This window comes from Tenacibaculum sp. M1.3A (genome assembly GCF_057732375.1).
Genome location: NZ_JBYJEF010000004.1, coordinates 116,813 through 131,924 on the forward strand (window position 1 = coordinate 116,813; position 15,112 = coordinate 131,924).

The 15,112-nt window shown below is 28.5% G+C and carries 17 protein-coding genes and 1 pseudogene; 15 read left to right on the forward strand and 3 right to left on the reverse strand.

Features of this window, described 5'->3' with window-relative positions; all coding sequences use genetic code 11:
• Positions 1 to 942 precede the first annotated feature (942 nt).
• Positions 943 to 1,926, forward strand: a complete 984-nt coding sequence (locus AC28QF_RS07975; protein ID WP_488201385.1) for an AbiH family protein — start codon at positions 943 to 945, stop codon at positions 1,924 to 1,926.
• A gap of 683 nt (positions 1,927 to 2,609) precedes the next feature.
• Here AC28QF_RS07975 and AC28QF_RS07980 read toward each other — a convergent pair.
• From AC28QF_RS07980 to AC28QF_RS07990, 3 genes are all read right to left on the reverse strand, one after another.
• Positions 2,610 to 3,104, reverse strand: a complete 495-nt coding sequence (locus AC28QF_RS07980) for a hypothetical protein (protein WP_488201384.1) — start codon at positions 3,102 to 3,104, stop codon at positions 2,610 to 2,612.
• Positions 3,105 to 3,115: 11 nt separating this feature from the next.
• Complete coding sequence (locus AC28QF_RS07985; protein ID WP_488201383.1) at positions 3,116 to 3,376, reverse strand: YodC family protein; 261 nt, start codon at positions 3,374 to 3,376, stop codon at positions 3,116 to 3,118.
• Positions 3,377 to 3,479: 103 nt separating this feature from the next.
• Positions 3,480 to 3,956 carry an Hsp20/alpha crystallin family protein gene (locus AC28QF_RS07990; protein ID WP_488201382.1) on the reverse strand — a complete coding sequence of 159 codons (477 nt, stop codon included), beginning with the start codon at positions 3,954 to 3,956 and terminating at the stop codon, positions 3,480 to 3,482.
• 468 nt (positions 3,957 to 4,424) lie between these two features.
• Here AC28QF_RS07990 and AC28QF_RS07995 point away from each other — a divergent pair, with 468 nt between their 5' ends.
• From AC28QF_RS07995 to AC28QF_RS08060, 14 genes and pseudogenes are all read left to right on the forward strand, one after another.
• Positions 4,425 to 4,718, forward strand: coding sequence for a helix-turn-helix domain-containing protein (locus AC28QF_RS07995; protein ID WP_488201381.1), 294 nt, complete (start codon positions 4,425 to 4,427; stop codon positions 4,716 to 4,718).
• Between the two features lie 12 nt (positions 4,719 to 4,730).
• Positions 4,731 to 4,925, forward strand: a pseudogene (locus AC28QF_RS08000) (DDE-type integrase/transposase/recombinase); the annotation flags it as partial.
• A 58-nt stretch (positions 4,926 to 4,983) separates the two neighbouring features.
• Positions 4,984 to 5,256 (forward strand): integrase core domain-containing protein, encoded by a 273-nt coding sequence (locus AC28QF_RS08005; protein WP_488201380.1) that lies wholly within the window; start codon positions 4,984 to 4,986, stop codon positions 5,254 to 5,256.
• A gap of 499 nt (positions 5,257 to 5,755) precedes the next feature.
• Positions 5,756 to 6,076 carry a hypothetical protein gene (locus tag AC28QF_RS08010; RefSeq protein ID WP_488201379.1) on the forward strand — a complete coding sequence of 107 codons (321 nt, stop codon included), beginning with the start codon at positions 5,756 to 5,758 and terminating at the stop codon, positions 6,074 to 6,076.
• A 69-nt stretch (positions 6,077 to 6,145) separates the two neighbouring features.
• Complete coding sequence (locus tag AC28QF_RS08015) at positions 6,146 to 6,637, forward strand: hypothetical protein (RefSeq protein ID WP_488201378.1); 492 nt, start codon at positions 6,146 to 6,148, stop codon at positions 6,635 to 6,637.
• Positions 6,638 to 6,908: 271 nt separating this feature from the next.
• Positions 6,909 to 7,781 carry an AraC family transcriptional regulator gene (locus tag AC28QF_RS08020; RefSeq protein ID WP_488201377.1) on the forward strand — a complete coding sequence of 291 codons (873 nt, stop codon included), beginning with the start codon at positions 6,909 to 6,911 and terminating at the stop codon, positions 7,779 to 7,781.
• Between the two features lie 84 nt (positions 7,782 to 7,865).
• The gene (locus AC28QF_RS08025) at positions 7,866 to 8,732 is read left to right on the forward strand and encodes a nuclear transport factor 2 family protein (RefSeq protein ID WP_488201376.1); all 867 of its coding nucleotides are present in this window, start codon (positions 7,866 to 7,868) and stop codon (positions 8,730 to 8,732) included.
• Positions 8,733 to 9,209: 477 nt separating this feature from the next.
• A complete protein-coding gene (locus AC28QF_RS08030) occupies positions 9,210 to 9,500 on the forward strand; it encodes a DUF4738 domain-containing protein (RefSeq protein ID WP_488202418.1) in 291 nt (96 codons plus the stop codon).
• A gap of 150 nt (positions 9,501 to 9,650) precedes the next feature.
• Positions 9,651 to 10,325 (forward strand): hypothetical protein, encoded by a 675-nt coding sequence (locus AC28QF_RS08035; RefSeq protein ID WP_488201375.1) that lies wholly within the window; start codon positions 9,651 to 9,653, stop codon positions 10,323 to 10,325.
• A 363-nt stretch (positions 10,326 to 10,688) separates the two neighbouring features.
• Positions 10,689 to 10,868 (forward strand): hypothetical protein, encoded by a 180-nt coding sequence (locus AC28QF_RS08040; protein ID WP_488201374.1) that lies wholly within the window; start codon positions 10,689 to 10,691, stop codon positions 10,866 to 10,868.
• Positions 10,869 to 10,936: 68 nt separating this feature from the next.
• The gene (locus AC28QF_RS08045) at positions 10,937 to 12,679 is read left to right on the forward strand and encodes an FAD/NAD(P)-binding protein (RefSeq protein ID WP_488201373.1); all 1,743 of its coding nucleotides are present in this window, start codon (positions 10,937 to 10,939) and stop codon (positions 12,677 to 12,679) included.
• Positions 12,680 to 12,762: 83 nt separating this feature from the next.
• Positions 12,763 to 13,245 carry a DUF421 domain-containing protein gene (locus AC28QF_RS08050; protein WP_488201372.1) on the forward strand — a complete coding sequence of 161 codons (483 nt, stop codon included), beginning with the start codon at positions 12,763 to 12,765 and terminating at the stop codon, positions 13,243 to 13,245.
• 71 nt (positions 13,246 to 13,316) lie between these two features.
• Positions 13,317 to 13,688, forward strand: a complete 372-nt coding sequence (locus AC28QF_RS08055) for a nuclear transport factor 2 family protein (RefSeq protein WP_488201371.1) — start codon at positions 13,317 to 13,319, stop codon at positions 13,686 to 13,688.
• Between the two features lie 857 nt (positions 13,689 to 14,545).
• Entirely contained in the window at positions 14,546 to 15,031 is a 486-nt protein-coding gene (locus AC28QF_RS08060; RefSeq protein ID WP_488201370.1) for a hypothetical protein, read from the forward strand.
• Positions 15,032 to 15,112: the final 81 nt, after the last annotated feature.

Genomic DNA, 15,112 nt, shown 5'->3' on the forward strand with positions numbered 1-15,112 from the left:
GTTTATTGTGGAATAATTCTAATATTAAAATACGCTTTTCTGTCAACACTGGAAAAATAACAATCCCAATTTTAGAGCAACTTTTCGGAATTCTTACTCAAACGGAGTTTTAAAAAATTGACAAAAACAGAACTGAACGCAAAAAATCACTCTTACGGAATTTAGCAACTTTGCGGAATTGAAAACCTATGCGGAATTATTTACTCAAACGCTGAATTTTGAAAATATTGGAAAGTAAAAAATGGAATTATTAAATAAAAAAACTACAGTGGGCAACAACTTGTATATAAAAATTGCTTTATTTTAGCTAAACCGAATAGTCTGTGCTTTTTTACTAAGTCCAATTTTCCTGCGGAAAATTCGCCGCGCACTTACAAAGCAACTTTCTATACAAAAAACCGTTAGCTTTAATGCAAGAGTGAGTATACAGAATTGGAAGAGAGCCAAGTTTTATTTTCGTTTTTTTGACTTATAAGAAAGTTAAAAAAATGCTGTGAAATTTCAAATATTATGTGGATTTCTTTCTCAAAACAGGAATAAACTTAAACGGAATTTATCACTCATAATCTGACTCAAAAGCAGAACGGAATTTGAGCAAATTTCGGAAAATCGGAACTGAACGCAAAAATTACGTTGGACTTCCACTCTACCTAAAAAATATAATGTCGGAATTTGAGCAAGTTTGCGGAATAAAAAACTGTGAAATTTACTCAAAATAGGAAAAACTTATATTGCGAAATTGAAAAAAAGAGTGAACTATAAATTTGACAAAAATGCACTAAAAGCTAACAACGTGTATAAAAAATTGTTTATTTTTAGCTTAAGCAAAAGTTACTGTGTTTTTGCAAACTTCAATTTTTCCTGCGGAAAATTTGCCGTTCACAAAAACACAACTTTTCATAACACAAAACCGTTGGCAAATATTTGAAAAGGAAAAAAATTATGAGAATAAACTATATTATTGGAAATGGTTTTGATAGAAATTTAAATTTAAAAACTTCATATAAAGAATTTGTAAATATATACAGAGAAATTAAAAATGAGAACCCTATAATTAAGGAATTCAAATCAACCTTAAAAGATGATTCTGAACTTTGGTCTGATTTAGAAGAATATTTAGGCGACTATACTAAACATCTAAAAAAAGCTGAAGAATTCATTTTAATTTACGATGATTTACAAATTGAACTTTCTAATTATTTAAAAAATGAACAATCAAATCTTGAAATTTCTAAATCCTTAAAAGATAAAATAATAAATGACTTTATAAATCCTCAAAAATACTTATCACCAAACGACAAAAGAAAACTAATCTCGTTTATCAATAAACATTCTCAAAAAAATATATTATTAAATATTTCAACTTTTAATTATACAAACTCTGTTGAACAAATATTTGATCCTTCTAATTTTCCATTAGGAATAAGCACGAAAAACATATTCAATTCAAATACACAATTAGAAAATATAAATCATATTCATGGATTAATAGATAATGGATTAATCTTTGGGGTTAATGACGAATCACAAATATCAAATATAGAATTATCAAAAAATATTGAAATTCAAGAACATTTAATTAAGCCTTTTGCAAATGATTCATATGATCTATTAACCAATCAAAGGTTTGAACAAGATATTAAAAATGCTGATTTAATTTGTCTTCATGGTTTATCTATGGGAGCAACAGATAAAAAATGGTGGAAAATAATCGGAGAAGAAATTAAAAAAGGGAAACATCTTGTTTTTCATAAATTCAATGAATTTGGCTTTTCTAATTTAAATAGAAATAAAATAAACCCTTTAATTAGAGGAGAGAAAAAAAGGCTACTTAACTTATTTGAAATCCCTACAGAATTACATGAAAAAACTGAATCTCAAATTTATATTGAAATCGGAATTAAAACCTTTAATAATTCAAAATAAAAAACATTAGCCAACACCGTATAAAATTAATTGCTAGTGCAAGCATACTTACGAAAATCCTCGCGGATTTTCTATTCGGTTTGTATTTATTAAATTAGGTGCTTAAACACGCAAAAAATCTTATACAAACACGTTAGGTTTCATTAACGTAAAATCGTTAAAAATCAGTCTTTTAGTTTTTAAAGTGAATTTTTACAATGGCTGAAAAATTTTCAGAAAAGCTAAATTGGAATTTAATTAGAACTCAAAAAAAATAGCTTGAACAATTTAAGTTGTTAAGTCTAATTTTTACAGATTGAGAAATTCTAGTTTAGAATTGTTTCGTAAAATAAAAATCTAAAACTGGAGAGTTTTGAGATCAAATAATAAACCTTGAGAGTTTTGAAAAATTTTTAAAATTGAGTTGAATATCAAAACGTGAAAATCAAAACAGCGGAATTAGAATCTTTGCGGAAATAATAATTGAGAATTAAAATAGAACGGAAAAACCCATAAAACGAATACCTAACACCGCGCATAATTCATTAAGGAGGAATTTTCTTGCGGAATTTCCTCCCACTTTTACTATCTTTCGTTCAAATACGGAAAATTGCTGCGCTCTTTTCCTTAACAAATCATGCACAAACACGTTGTGTGTAATGCAAAAAACACCCGAACTAAAAAGAAAAAAAGACGAAAACTATTTAGTTTTCGTCTTCGTCTTCAGGTTTAATGAATTCGGACTGATATTTTTCTAAAAACTTCTTCTGTCTTGCAATCATTTGTTGCCTTAATTTATCAATATCCATAAAATCATTACCGAAATTACTTCCAAAAAAATCATCATTAAAGAAATGCTTACTGAAAAGTGAATCTTGAGAAAAAACGTCTTCAAATCCTTGATTTTCGAATCCTGAATAGTATGAGAAAAATCGTGATTTAAAAGATTGCATTAAACTATCTTTATCAGACAATGAAAGATTATCGAACTTATCATTGGAAGACCAAGAATAAATACTATCATATCTAATTAAATTTCCGTTTTCATCAAACTCTTTATCAACTTTCCAAGTACCTTTAGGCTCTTCAACTATATTAGTTTTATTTTCTTCTTTATCAGTTTTTTTAGTTTCATTTTCTTGTCCTTTACAACTAACGCTTAACAAGCCAACCATCAATAATAAAATATACTTTTTCATCACTTTAGATTTTAGGTTAAACTTAATTTTGGATTTGTTATAAATCTTTTTAACAAACCACCAGTTTCTATCATTTTAATCAATCTATTTTGGTGGAACACTTCTGATTTTCGTTCACCGTTTTTATACCAAACACATTCCAAATAACTATCATTATCAACCAAACCGAATATTGAATCTTTTTTTGGAACATATTGGTTAACTTGCATTTTTGGAGATATAAGTTTTCCTTTAACTTTAACCCATTCCCCAGATTTAAACTTTCTTGGCATAGCATTATAATTTTAAAGAATTAAACTTATTATTGAGTTATTGAGAGGATGCTGAAAAACCAGCATCCTTCTCAATACTTTACTCTAAAATTTAGTGAAACAATTATGAAATCTTAATGCTTCTGGCAGGTTTTTGTTTTGCCTCTTCTTTTTTTGGTAATAGAATACTTAAAATACCATTTTCATAATTTGCATTAATCTTTTCATCGTTTACACTTTCTGGTAAATTAAAGGTTCTTTTGAACGAGGAGTAACCAAACTCTCTACGAGTATAATTTTCTTCCTTGTGTTCATTTTCTTCTTTCGTTTCTGTAGAAATCGACAATACTTGATTATCGAGATCAAGCTGGAAATCTGACTTTTTTAAACCCGGAACAGCCATTTCTACCATAAAAGCGTCGGCAGTCTCCTTAATATTTACTTTTGGTAAAGTAATACCAGTATTGAAATTTGAAGTAAATACTGACGGTAGGTCTCTATTAAAAATGTCATCTAACCAATTAGACAAAGTTGGGAAGTTTTGATTTGAATTGCTGTTCGCTAAACTTCCATTTTTAGGAACAGTTGCTAAATTGCTCATAATTACAAAATTTTAAATTAAACATTATTTCAAATTTGAAATCTTTACGACTTCAATAACCTTTAAACAAATTAAATACCAAAATCGATTTATTGGCATTTATCGCAATTATTACACATTATTCTATGTAAATTTGTCATAATTCTGAAAAATTGTCATATTTACTCACAATAAAATGACATATTTACATTTGGAATTTATATTAAAACGGGAATACAATTGTGGAAAATAAAAACTGCCGAATCAAAGCTTGAAATAAGCACTACACACAACACCATATATAATTTATTGCTGGCTTCTCGCCTACTTACGAAAGTCCTCGCGGACTTTCTTGGTTGGTAATTATTTACTAAATTAGGTGCTTGAAACACGCAACAAACGATATACAACAACGTTGTGAACCATAGCTAAAATCGTACTTTCCTGAAATAGGTTGACTAAAAATTAAACACTTAATTATAGTCACTTATGAAAACTCAAAAACAACCCTGGCGAAAAAAAACGTATGAAAAAGCAACTTTAGAACTCAAATTATTCGTCGTTGAACAAATTCAGAATGGTCAGATTTCCACAAACTTTGCTTCCAAAAAATATGATGCTCCTAGAACTACAATTGGGAGAGACAAGTTGTACGATGTGTTAAGGCTTCATAATTTACTTGTTCCTAAGCTTAAAAACTATCTAACAACAACAAATTCTAATCATCAATTTAGAAAATATAAAAACCTAATTAAAAACCAAGTTCCTTCTCGACCAGAATAACTATGGGTAAGCGATATCACCTACATTAAAACAGATAATGGACACAATTATCTAGCAATCGTTACAGATGCTTATTCTAAGCAAATTATGGGCTATAAATTAGATAATAATAATAATAATAATATGAAGACTTCACTTTGTACAGAAGCATTGGAAATGGCTATTAAAAATAGAAAATACCCTTATAAAATTAATTCATCATTCTGACAGGGGTTTTCAATATTGCAACCCTAAATATACAGCGTATGCAGAAGAAATTGGCATAATGATGAGTATGACAGAACAATATGACCCGTATAAAAATGCAATTGCAGAGCGAATTAATAGAACTTTAAAATATGAATATGGACTTAGAAATTGCATTAAAAATACTGCCATTGCTCAAGAAGTAACAAAACAAGCAGTATATATTTACAACAATTTAAGAACCCATTTTAGCTTAGACTTAAGAAAACCAGCTGAAGTACATTTAAATCCAAACATCAAATACAAATCATATCGAAGAAATAATGTAAATTTGACTGAACTAACAATTTAAAAACAAAACTAGTTCAAAATATTTTTTGCATCCTAAACGGCTAAAAAAATCTTTTGAACGGTAGAAATTATCCTAAAAAAAGGTCAACCTATATCAGTATAATACAAATTGGCATAAATTTATCATTTCTAAAACCTTTTTACATTTCTTTCTTTTTACATTGCATCAAAGTAATATAGCTACTGAATATATGAATTTCCATAATATTTTTTAAACCATTCAAAAGAATTCAAATGTTGACGACTTAAAAGTAATTTATACAATTGTTCTTACCAAGTTATAACATATATCACAAACCTATTATAATTAATTTTTAATTTAAGGCAAAAAAATGAAATTATTACTAACTCTGTTTCTAACTACGACCATTATTTTAAATTCCCCTAACACTAAGGATTCATTATCAAGTGATGAAGTTGACGTGGTCATTTCTAATGAAAAAAAGGCAAGTGTTGTCAGTATTACTTCGTCAGGAATAGAGAATAATTATACCTTTAACGTGGGCATTTCTAGCCCAGATATAGGATGTAGTCAATATGCCGATTGGTGGGAGGTAGTTAAAGAAGATGGGACACTTTTATATCGTAGAATCTTAGGTCACAGTCATGTAAATGAACAACCGTTTATTAGATCTGGAGGTACTATAGATATTACCAGTGATCAAGTCGTAATTGTCAGAGCTCACATGAATACTTCTGGTTATGGTATTAAGGCTTTTATTGGGTCTGTTAGTAATGGATTTACGGAAACTACACTTGATATTGAGTTTGCAGAAAACCTTGCTAAAGTTGAACCTCAGCCAGATGGGTGTGCTTTTTAATATTTGAAGTGAGAAATAAACACAGTCCTCTTATATACATTTATAAATCGTAACTAAAAATATCCAATTATGAAAAATTTATTTATTGCATTATTTTTATTATTTATCTACACAGAATGTTCAAGTCAAACTAGAGCAGAAACACTTCTATCTTTGAACGAGAAAATAGATATACACAAGCTTTATGATAGCGAAAAAAATTACAACTATTTACTTGAGGAGGTTGATATTAAGCACAACAAAACTATTAAGTTTATTCAATTCTGTACAGCTTATAAACTTTGTTCAACAGCATATTATTTGACCACAAAAGAGTATTCAGAAATAATAGTTAAGCAAGAAGCTCAGAGTAAATACATTCAAATATTTTTCCCAAATAATTCTATAAAGACTAAAAAGATTAATATAAAAACTGAAGAACATTTCAAAGGGAAAAACACATCTAGTATAACAATTTATATAGAAAACGATACGCCACAATCTGAAGTAAATAAAATAAAAGAGGAATTTGTTAATTTATTAAAAATGTATAACATTAAGCATAAGGGCATTTTGGATTAAAAACCAATTGTCATAATGTCTATCAAAACTGTTATGTAAATGGGCTTTATCGTGAGGGAAAATAGAAAAATTCAAGTATGCCTATTCATATGTGTCGCTACAGTTCACAGCACCGTGTATAATTTATTGCTGGCTTCTCGCCTACTTACGAAAGTCCTCGCGGACTTTCTTGGTCGGTAATTATTTACTAAATTAGGTGCTTAAACCACGCAACTAACCTTATAAAAAACGTTAGGGACAATACGGAAAAAACCAACGAACTAATAACAAAGTGAAGGAAAAAATTCAAAAATACGATTTCAAAGAAGGACTTCCACAGGAATTTGAAATCATTGATTTTAACTTTCTTTTTAACGAATTTCCAGACAAAATCACAAAACCACATAGAGCGGAATTTTACCAAATTCTGTGGTTTCAAAAAGGTTCACCAACACATTTTGTAGATTTTAATCCAATTAAAATTAAACCAAATTCATTACTTTTTGTAAATAAAAATAGTGTTCAAATTTTTGATAATGAAACGAGTTTCAGCGGAAAGATAATTTTATTTACAGACAGTTTTTTCTGCAAAACGAAAATGGACACTACATTTTTGAGAAGTAGTATTTTGTTCAACGATTTACTTTCTATTTCGCAGATTCAAATTCCAAAAACAAGCTCTATTTTCACCATTATTTTTCAGCAATTAGAAACTGAATTAAAAAACTCTAAAGACAATTATCAATCTGATATAATTCGGAATGACCTTCAAAACCTATTATTACATTCTGAAAGAGAAAGGCGAAATCAAAATTTTATAGAATTTAAAAAAAATGCTGACCTTGATTATATATTGATTTTAAAAGACCTTTTGGACAATAACTTTATCAAGTATAAAAAAGTTAATTTTTATTGTCAGAAAATGCACTTGACATCTAAGAAACTGAATCAAATCACTACAAAAATATTTGGAAAAACCCCCAAAAATATCATTGACGATAGAGTTTTACTTGAATCTAAAAGGTTATTAGTCCATACCAATGAAAGTGTCAAAGAAATAGCCTTTTCATTAGGTTTTGAAGAACCTACCAATTTTATTAAATACTTCAAAAAACATACAGATAGTACACCTGTCGAATTTAGGGCAAAATTCATTTCGGCTTAAAAGTATCATTCATAGGACTTTTTTTATCGTTCCTTTTCTTCTTCTTCGTTGCAACTTTGCAGTATCAAATTTAAACTATAAATAATGAAAAAGATACGATTAAGTGTAGCGGTAATTTTGGCAATTGGGTTTACAGCCTGTAATAGCCTAAAAACAAATTCAGAAACAAAAAAAGAAGTAAAAATGGAAATCTCAAACAAAGAAAAAGTAGTTGCTCTTTTAAAAAGCATAGAAACTGGTGATCAAGAACCAGTAGGTTACATTAACCCAAACAAATACACTCAACATAATTTGGGGGTTGCGGACGGACTTACAGGATTTGGTGCATTATTACAACAACTTCCACCGAACTCTGCAAAAGTAAATACAGTTAGGGCTTTTGAAGATGGAAATTTTGTTTTCACCCAAACTGATTATAACTTTTTCGGACCAAAAATAGGTTTCGACATTTTCAGGTTCGAAAATCGGAAAATAGTTGAGCATTGGGATAATTTACAAGAAAAACCAGCAAATCCAAATCCGAGTAGTCATACAATGATTGACGGAACAACAAAAATAGAGAACATCAACAAAACCGAAGAAAACAAAACATTGGTCAGCAATTTTGTTAATGACATTTTAATGAACGGTAAAATGAAAAAATTGACTAAATATTTTAATGGAGACAATTATATTCAGCACAACCCTCAAATTGCAGACGGACTTTCAGGACTTGGGAAAGCATTGGAGTATATGGCTTCACAAGGTATTACTATGAAATACGACAAAATACATAAAGTTTTAGGAGAAGGTAATTTTGTATTAACCGTCAGCGAAGGTTCGTTTGCGAATAAACACACCTCTTTTTACGACTTGTTCCGAGTTGAGAATGGGAAAATAGCCGAACATTGGGATGTAATGGAAACTATTATGTCTAAAGACGAATGGAAAAACGATAATGGGAAATTTTAGAAAATGGAGTTGGGATTGAACAAATAAAACCCAGTGCCTAACAAAGTATATAAAAAATAGCGGAAGAAGCACAAATTATTAAGGTTTGTGTTTTTTTTGTAAATTTGTGTTTAACTGAAAATTCAGTGCGTTTTATTCGCTACTTTTCATATACAAACCGCCGCCAAACATTTGAAAAGCAAACAATTAAACAACTTCTTATTTTAATATTAATAATTTCAATTTTATCGAGTTGTGGCTGAAAAAAATCGAAAAAAACTCAATCTGAATTTAAGCAAAAAACGGTATTAAAAACAGAAACAAAATCTGAACCAAAAAAAATTGGACACAACTGTTGTTTATTGGCAAACGGACTTCGATACTATCCGAAAAAAATCAAGAAGTGAAAATCGGATATGAAATTCACCAACTTGAATTAAAAACATACTCGTTGAATGACAGCTCAATTGTCCGAATAAACCAATAATTTATAAAGATATATATCACGATAATGTAACTGAAATAATATTAAGAAAAGAAAACGATGTTATTCTTAAATTTCAAGTAAAGAAATCGACATTTAAAGATAGTCTTGACGGAGATTTTTTAAAATATTCTGTATTGCGAGGTGTGGAATATAACTTTATACGCTCAAACCGACTTTATTTTAAAGCGAATATTGATGTTCCAGATACTGATTGGGCAATTGGAAGTGATTTTGCGATTTTTTATCAAACCGAGAAAAAAGAACAAATTGATTTTTGGAATATAAAAGACATCGCATTATAAAAAAACGTAGCATAACACCGTATATAATTTATTGCTAGCTTCTTGATTACTTACGAAAGTCCTCGCGGACTTTCTTGGTCAGTAATTATTTACTAAATTAGGTGTTTGAACCATACACAACAACGTTAACCACAATTAAAAAAACTAAAAATGAAAAACCTATTTTTATTAATAATAATTCTATCAATATCTTCTTGTAAAAACAATTCTGAAGCTACAAAAGAGAATGAAATACTCATTGAAAACACTAAGAAACAAGATCATAATAATATATCAAAAACCTATCTAAAAACTCAAATAAATAGCAAAGAAATAAAAGAAACTTATTGTGAATTTGAAGGTGCAGGTAGTAAATTATCAGGATTAATTAATGAATTGAAAATTGAATTCACTAAAGATATTTTTGGGAAAAATAATTTTATAATTAAATTTAAAAACACAAAAAAAACTCTACCTCCTAAATTACAACTGGGTGCATATAATATAAAAGCATTTGAAAGTGATGAGGATTATATTGAAAACAATAAAGAAGATACTTTTTATTGTTTTGATGCAATAACTATGAAGGCTTATACTAATATACTTGAGGAATATCCAAATATAAGTAAAGACATATTTTTATCAGCTTTCCGTACTGATTTAGTTGTAGTGCCTGACGAAAAAAATAAACTTTATATAGAATTAATAGAAGAAATAAATGATAATGAATTTTTGATAAAAGGAAGCTTTCAGCTAAAATTAATGAAATTCCCATCTAAAGAAGAATTTCTATTTAGCTCACAATTTAAAACTGAATATGAGTATAGCTATTATTTTGGCTCTTAATATAAAAAAAGTGGTTAACACTATCTAGCAAATTAGGCGTTAGTGTTTAACTGAAACCTCATTTGCTTATTTGTAAAGTCGTCAAATCTTTTTATTTGGCCTTAGAACAAAAAAGGTAAAACAAAATAAAAAGTTTTGGCTAAATATTTAATCGAAAGTTCACGTCTTTTAATTCCCGTACTAACCATAACAAGTTAAAAAACATCAGGACTTTCAACAAAACATAGAAATATAAGTAATAATTGAAACAATTAAAGAATAAAACTGAACGAATACACTCTTTGGATTCTTTGCATGCGATAATGATGCTTTTGGGATTATTTTTGCATTCAGCGTTAACCTACAACGTGACAAATAACGGAAATGCTTTGGGAAGATTTTCTAGATGAAACAAACCAAAGAAGACACGCAATTGCTCATGGTAATAATTTTAACAATAACAGAAGTGTAAATGAGTTGGAAGAATATAAACTAAAAGCTCAAATATTTGAGCTTTCTTGCTTACGAATACTTTCAAAACACCTAACAAGTAACAGGTCATAACAATTTGCATAATGCATATGCATCATAGAAGAGACGTTGGTTACAATTAAAAACAAGTAGCTTAAAATATGAGAAAAATTGGAATCGTTGGTGTCGGACCTAGAGGTGGATATGCTTTAGAAAGATTAATTATTGAATTAACTGAACAACATTGTCTTTCTAATATTCACATATCACTCTTTGAAACTACAGGCAATTTTGGCAATGGTAAAGTATATGATTTAGACCAAAATACATCAAACTGGATAAACATTACAGAAAGAGTATTAGAATTAGAAAAGCGAGAAGTGATTCATACTGAAATCTTAAAAATTGAGTCTTTTCCTTCATATCACCAATGGATTGATAAAGATTTCAGTAAACGTCTTGATAATGAAATAGACACATATCCTCCTAGAGCTAAAATAGGAAAATTCTTGTCCGAAAGATTTCAATCACTTATTAAACCGCTATTGGAAAATAAAATTGTGTCGCTACATAATGAACAAGTTAAAAAAATAGAATGGATAAATAATGATGAACTCAAAATAATTACAGAATCAGATAATTATAAAGTGTTTGATGAAATTCTTTTAACCATTGGTCATCAAACTACAGAACTTTCTAAACAAATAAAAGATTGGGATAAGTATGCCTTAGGTAATAAAAGCACAACATTTTTCAAATCACCCTATCCTACATACAACTATCTGAATCATAAAAATTTGAATAGTAATAGCATTATTGGGATTCGTGGTTTTGGGCTGGCGATGATAGATGTAGTCAGAGCTATAGCTGAAAAATTTGGTGAATTTTCTTTGAATGAAAAAAATGGTTTATATACTTATTTAACAAAACATGAAATTAAAAATATGTTCGTTCCATTTTCGCTTGATGGATTACCGCCTGTTCCCAAGCCTTTAAATCAACAAATAGACAACTGGTTTAAACCTTCTAAAATAGCTATTTTAAATTTTGAAAAGCAAATTGGTAATACACGAACACAAAAAAAAGCAAAGGATTATGATTTTTTAACTACATCTTTTGCACCAATTGCTGCAAATATTTTCTTTAACTTGTCCAATGCCAACAATCCTCAAAATTTATCAGAACAAGAACTTGAAAAAATAATTGTCCATTGGCTTCAAGACCAAAGCATAGAACACGCTCTTATTACTCCTAATCAACAATCTGTAGAAAAAAGTATGCACAGTTTTATAGCAATGGCTAGAGGAAAATCTGCTGTGAATTTAGATTATTGCATAGGTCAAGTTTGGAGACACTGCCAACCCACTATATATAAAGCTTTATCATTTAATGAGTGTTCTAATGAAGTTTTTACAGAAATAATTGCATTGGATGAATCAACTAAACGCTATTCTTTCGGACCTCCAGTTGAAAGTATTCAGCAATTATTAGCATTATCAAAAGCAAGTATTTTAAATTTGGAAATGGTCAATAATCCAAACATTGAATTGACTATTGATGGTTGGAAATTTGAACATTCAGGTAAATCTATTACTGCAACTCTATTGATTGACTCGGTTTTAGATTCACCTAAAATTAAGTCTGTTAGGTCGTCACTAATTCAAAATATGCTTAACGATGGTTTTATAAAGGTTGTTCAAGATGATTTTGGTGTTAGTACTAATGAAAATGGATACTTAATCTCAAGTAATAGAAATCAAAAAGTTCCCATTGCACTTCTCGGTAGATTAGCAAAAGGAACAATAATAGGTGTAGATGCTATTTTGGAGTGTTTTGGAGCACGTCCTAAGCAATGGGCACAACAGGCAACACAAAATCATATAGATTGGTTAAATAAAAATTAGATAAATAATGAATAAAATATTTGAGTGTAGTATAGAAGATATTGTACAGATTTTAGGCTCAGCAGTTATCATATATTCTTGTAGTGGTTTATATTCGAATTTTAGGAAAACGTTCTACATCGGAACTTAATAATTTCGATTGGATTGTAACCGTTTCGGTAGGTTCAATAGTCGCCTCAACAATTATATTAAAAGATATTTCAATAATAAAAGGAGCCTTTAGCGTATTAATTTTAATGATTTTACAGTTTTTTGTTACAAAATTTATGTACAAATCTGAAACTTATAGGAAAATAGTAAAATCTACTCCACAATTACTACTTTTTGAAAGCAAGTTTATAGAGGGAAATATGAAAAAAGAGCGGATATTGAAATCTGAAGTTTATGCAGCAATTCGGCAGGAAGGTTTAAAATCTGTTAAACAAATATATGCGTTTGTATTGGAAACAAACTCTAAAATCAGTGTATTTCTTAATGAAAACTCAGAAGAACTAGGGTTTTCTTTAAGCGATGCACAAGGCTTACCAAGCAGTCTGAAAGATGATTTAGAAAATCGTGAAGAATAACAAATTACAACTAACAAAGTATACAAAAACGCTGTAGGCAAGCTAAAAAAACATATTAATTTTACAAGTAAATGAATAAAAAAGAAATTGCAAAGGAGTATATCAAACATCTTGAAAATGGAAATATTGAGGAAGTATTAGCATTATTTAATCAAAACGGAATGGTTGATTCACCATTATATGGAATTAAAAAAGCAGACGAATTTTATCTCGAATTGAATAGTGATACTACAAATTCCGAACTTTCTATTTTGAGCATTTTTGAAGAAAGTGATTCAAATAACCTAGCTCTTTATTTTACTTATAAATGGACTTTAAAGAATAACCAGATAGTCGAATTTGATGTTGTAGATATTATAGAGTTTGATAATCAAAACAAGATTAGTAAACTAAAAATCATATATGACACTGTTATTGCTAGAAAATTAGTCAAACAATTGTAATAATAAATCCAGCTTACAAAGGTGTATAAAATATAGTTAATAAGTACTTAATCAAAAGGGTTGTTTTTATTAACTAAGACCACCAAATTTTTAAATTTTGCTTTTAAGACTGATAAGTTAAAAACAAAATATAAAAATACGGCTTTGTGTTAACTCGAAAGACTAGCGTTTTTTTACACACTAAACTTAGCCAAACCGCTATAATCCATAACTCAATTATAAAAAATTTATTTATTGTAATAATATTATTAAGTATAAGTGCAAAATGTTCAGGTCAAGCTAAAGCGCTTTTACCTTTGAATATAAATAGATAAACTTTACGATAGTGAAGAAAATTATAACTACTTACTAGAGGAAGTAGATTTCAATAATAAGAAAACAATTAAGTTTATACAATTCTGTACATCTTCTAAACTTTGTTCAATAGCATATTATTTAACTGCAAAAGAGTACTAAAAAATAATTGTCAAGCAAGAAGCTGAATATAAATACATTCAAATATTTTTTCCAAATCTTATAGATACTAAAAAAAATGACAGCTAAACTGAAGAACATTTCAAAGCAGAAACTGTATCTAGTATAAAAATACTTTTAGAAAAAGATATATCACAACCCGAAGTGAATAAAATAAAAATGGGGTTCATTGAATTATTAAAAATGTATAATATTTTAAAAAAAACGATATTGTGAACTAATTACTATAATATTTGACAAAACTGTTGCATAAATAAATCTTATTGTCATAGATAAAAGAAGTATTTAAGTATAATTATTCAAATGCATTGCTACAATCTACAAATCAGTCACCTAACTATAAGGTGTTTAAAAAAACACAATTAACAAACAGCAAAAAAAACATGAAAAAATTGCAATGGAGCAAAGAATTCTTTGATACTTCAACAAAACTAACAGAAGCGAATAAAAATATAGCCGTTTTAAATGCTGAATGGTTTTCTGACACTGTAAACTTAGAACTGAATGACGAAAAATTTAAATTTGAAAAACAAGGGTTTTTCAGCAGTGATTTTTTGATTAAAAGTATTACAGAAAAAAAAGTAATAGGAAGTATTAAATACCATTCATTTAAAACTAAAGCAACCTTGAAAATTGAAGAAAAAGAATTTACTTGGACTCAAAAAGATTTTTGGGGTAGTCAATGGATCTTAACTGATAACAACCAAACAATATCTACTTATAAAAGTGATTACTTTTCTGGCGGAAAAATTGAAACAACAAGTAATGATTATTTATTAATTTCAACAGGCTTGTTTATCACAAATTATTATGTAAAAATGATGCTTGCCGTTTTTATGATTATATTAATTCCTGTTTTTATGAATTAATAACACACTGCACAAGTAAGTTTATAATTAGCTCCTTAATTACTGCCTTCAAAACAAAAAAAAGAGATATCGCTAATTATC

Bases quoted from the DNA above. Each gene is read 5' to 3' on its own strand.
- AC28QF_RS07975 (WP_488201385.1), top strand. From the start codon at position 943: ATGAGAATAAACTATATTATTGGAAATGGTTTTGATAGAAATTTAAAT.
- AC28QF_RS07980 (WP_488201384.1), bottom strand. From the start codon at position 3,104: ATGAAAAAGTATATTTTATTATTGATGGTTGGCTTGTTAAGCGTTAGT.
- AC28QF_RS07985 (WP_488201383.1), bottom strand. From the start codon at position 3,376: ATGCCAAGAAAGTTTAAATCTGGGGAATGGGTTAAAGTTAAAGGAAAA.
- AC28QF_RS07990 (WP_488201382.1), bottom strand. From the start codon at position 3,956: ATGAGCAATTTAGCAACTGTTCCTAAAAATGGAAGTTTAGCGAACAGC.
- AC28QF_RS07995 (WP_488201381.1), top strand. From the start codon at position 4,425: ATGAAAACTCAAAAACAACCCTGGCGAAAAAAAACGTATGAAAAAGCA.
- AC28QF_RS08005 (WP_488201380.1), top strand. From the start codon at position 4,984: ATGATGAGTATGACAGAACAATATGACCCGTATAAAAATGCAATTGCA.
- AC28QF_RS08015 (WP_488201378.1), top strand. From the start codon at position 6,146: ATGAAAAATTTATTTATTGCATTATTTTTATTATTTATCTACACAGAA.
- AC28QF_RS08025 (WP_488201376.1), top strand. From the start codon at position 7,866: ATGAAAAAGATACGATTAAGTGTAGCGGTAATTTTGGCAATTGGGTTT.
- AC28QF_RS08035 (WP_488201375.1), top strand. From the start codon at position 9,651: ATGAAAAACCTATTTTTATTAATAATAATTCTATCAATATCTTCTTGT.
- AC28QF_RS08040 (WP_488201374.1), top strand. From the start codon at position 10,689: ATGCTTTGGGAAGATTTTCTAGATGAAACAAACCAAAGAAGACACGCA.
- AC28QF_RS08045 (WP_488201373.1), top strand. From the start codon at position 10,937: ATGAGAAAAATTGGAATCGTTGGTGTCGGACCTAGAGGTGGATATGCT.
- AC28QF_RS08055 (WP_488201371.1), top strand. From the start codon at position 13,317: ATGAATAAAAAAGAAATTGCAAAGGAGTATATCAAACATCTTGAAAAT.
- AC28QF_RS08060 (WP_488201370.1), top strand. From the start codon at position 14,546: ATGAAAAAATTGCAATGGAGCAAAGAATTCTTTGATACTTCAACAAAA.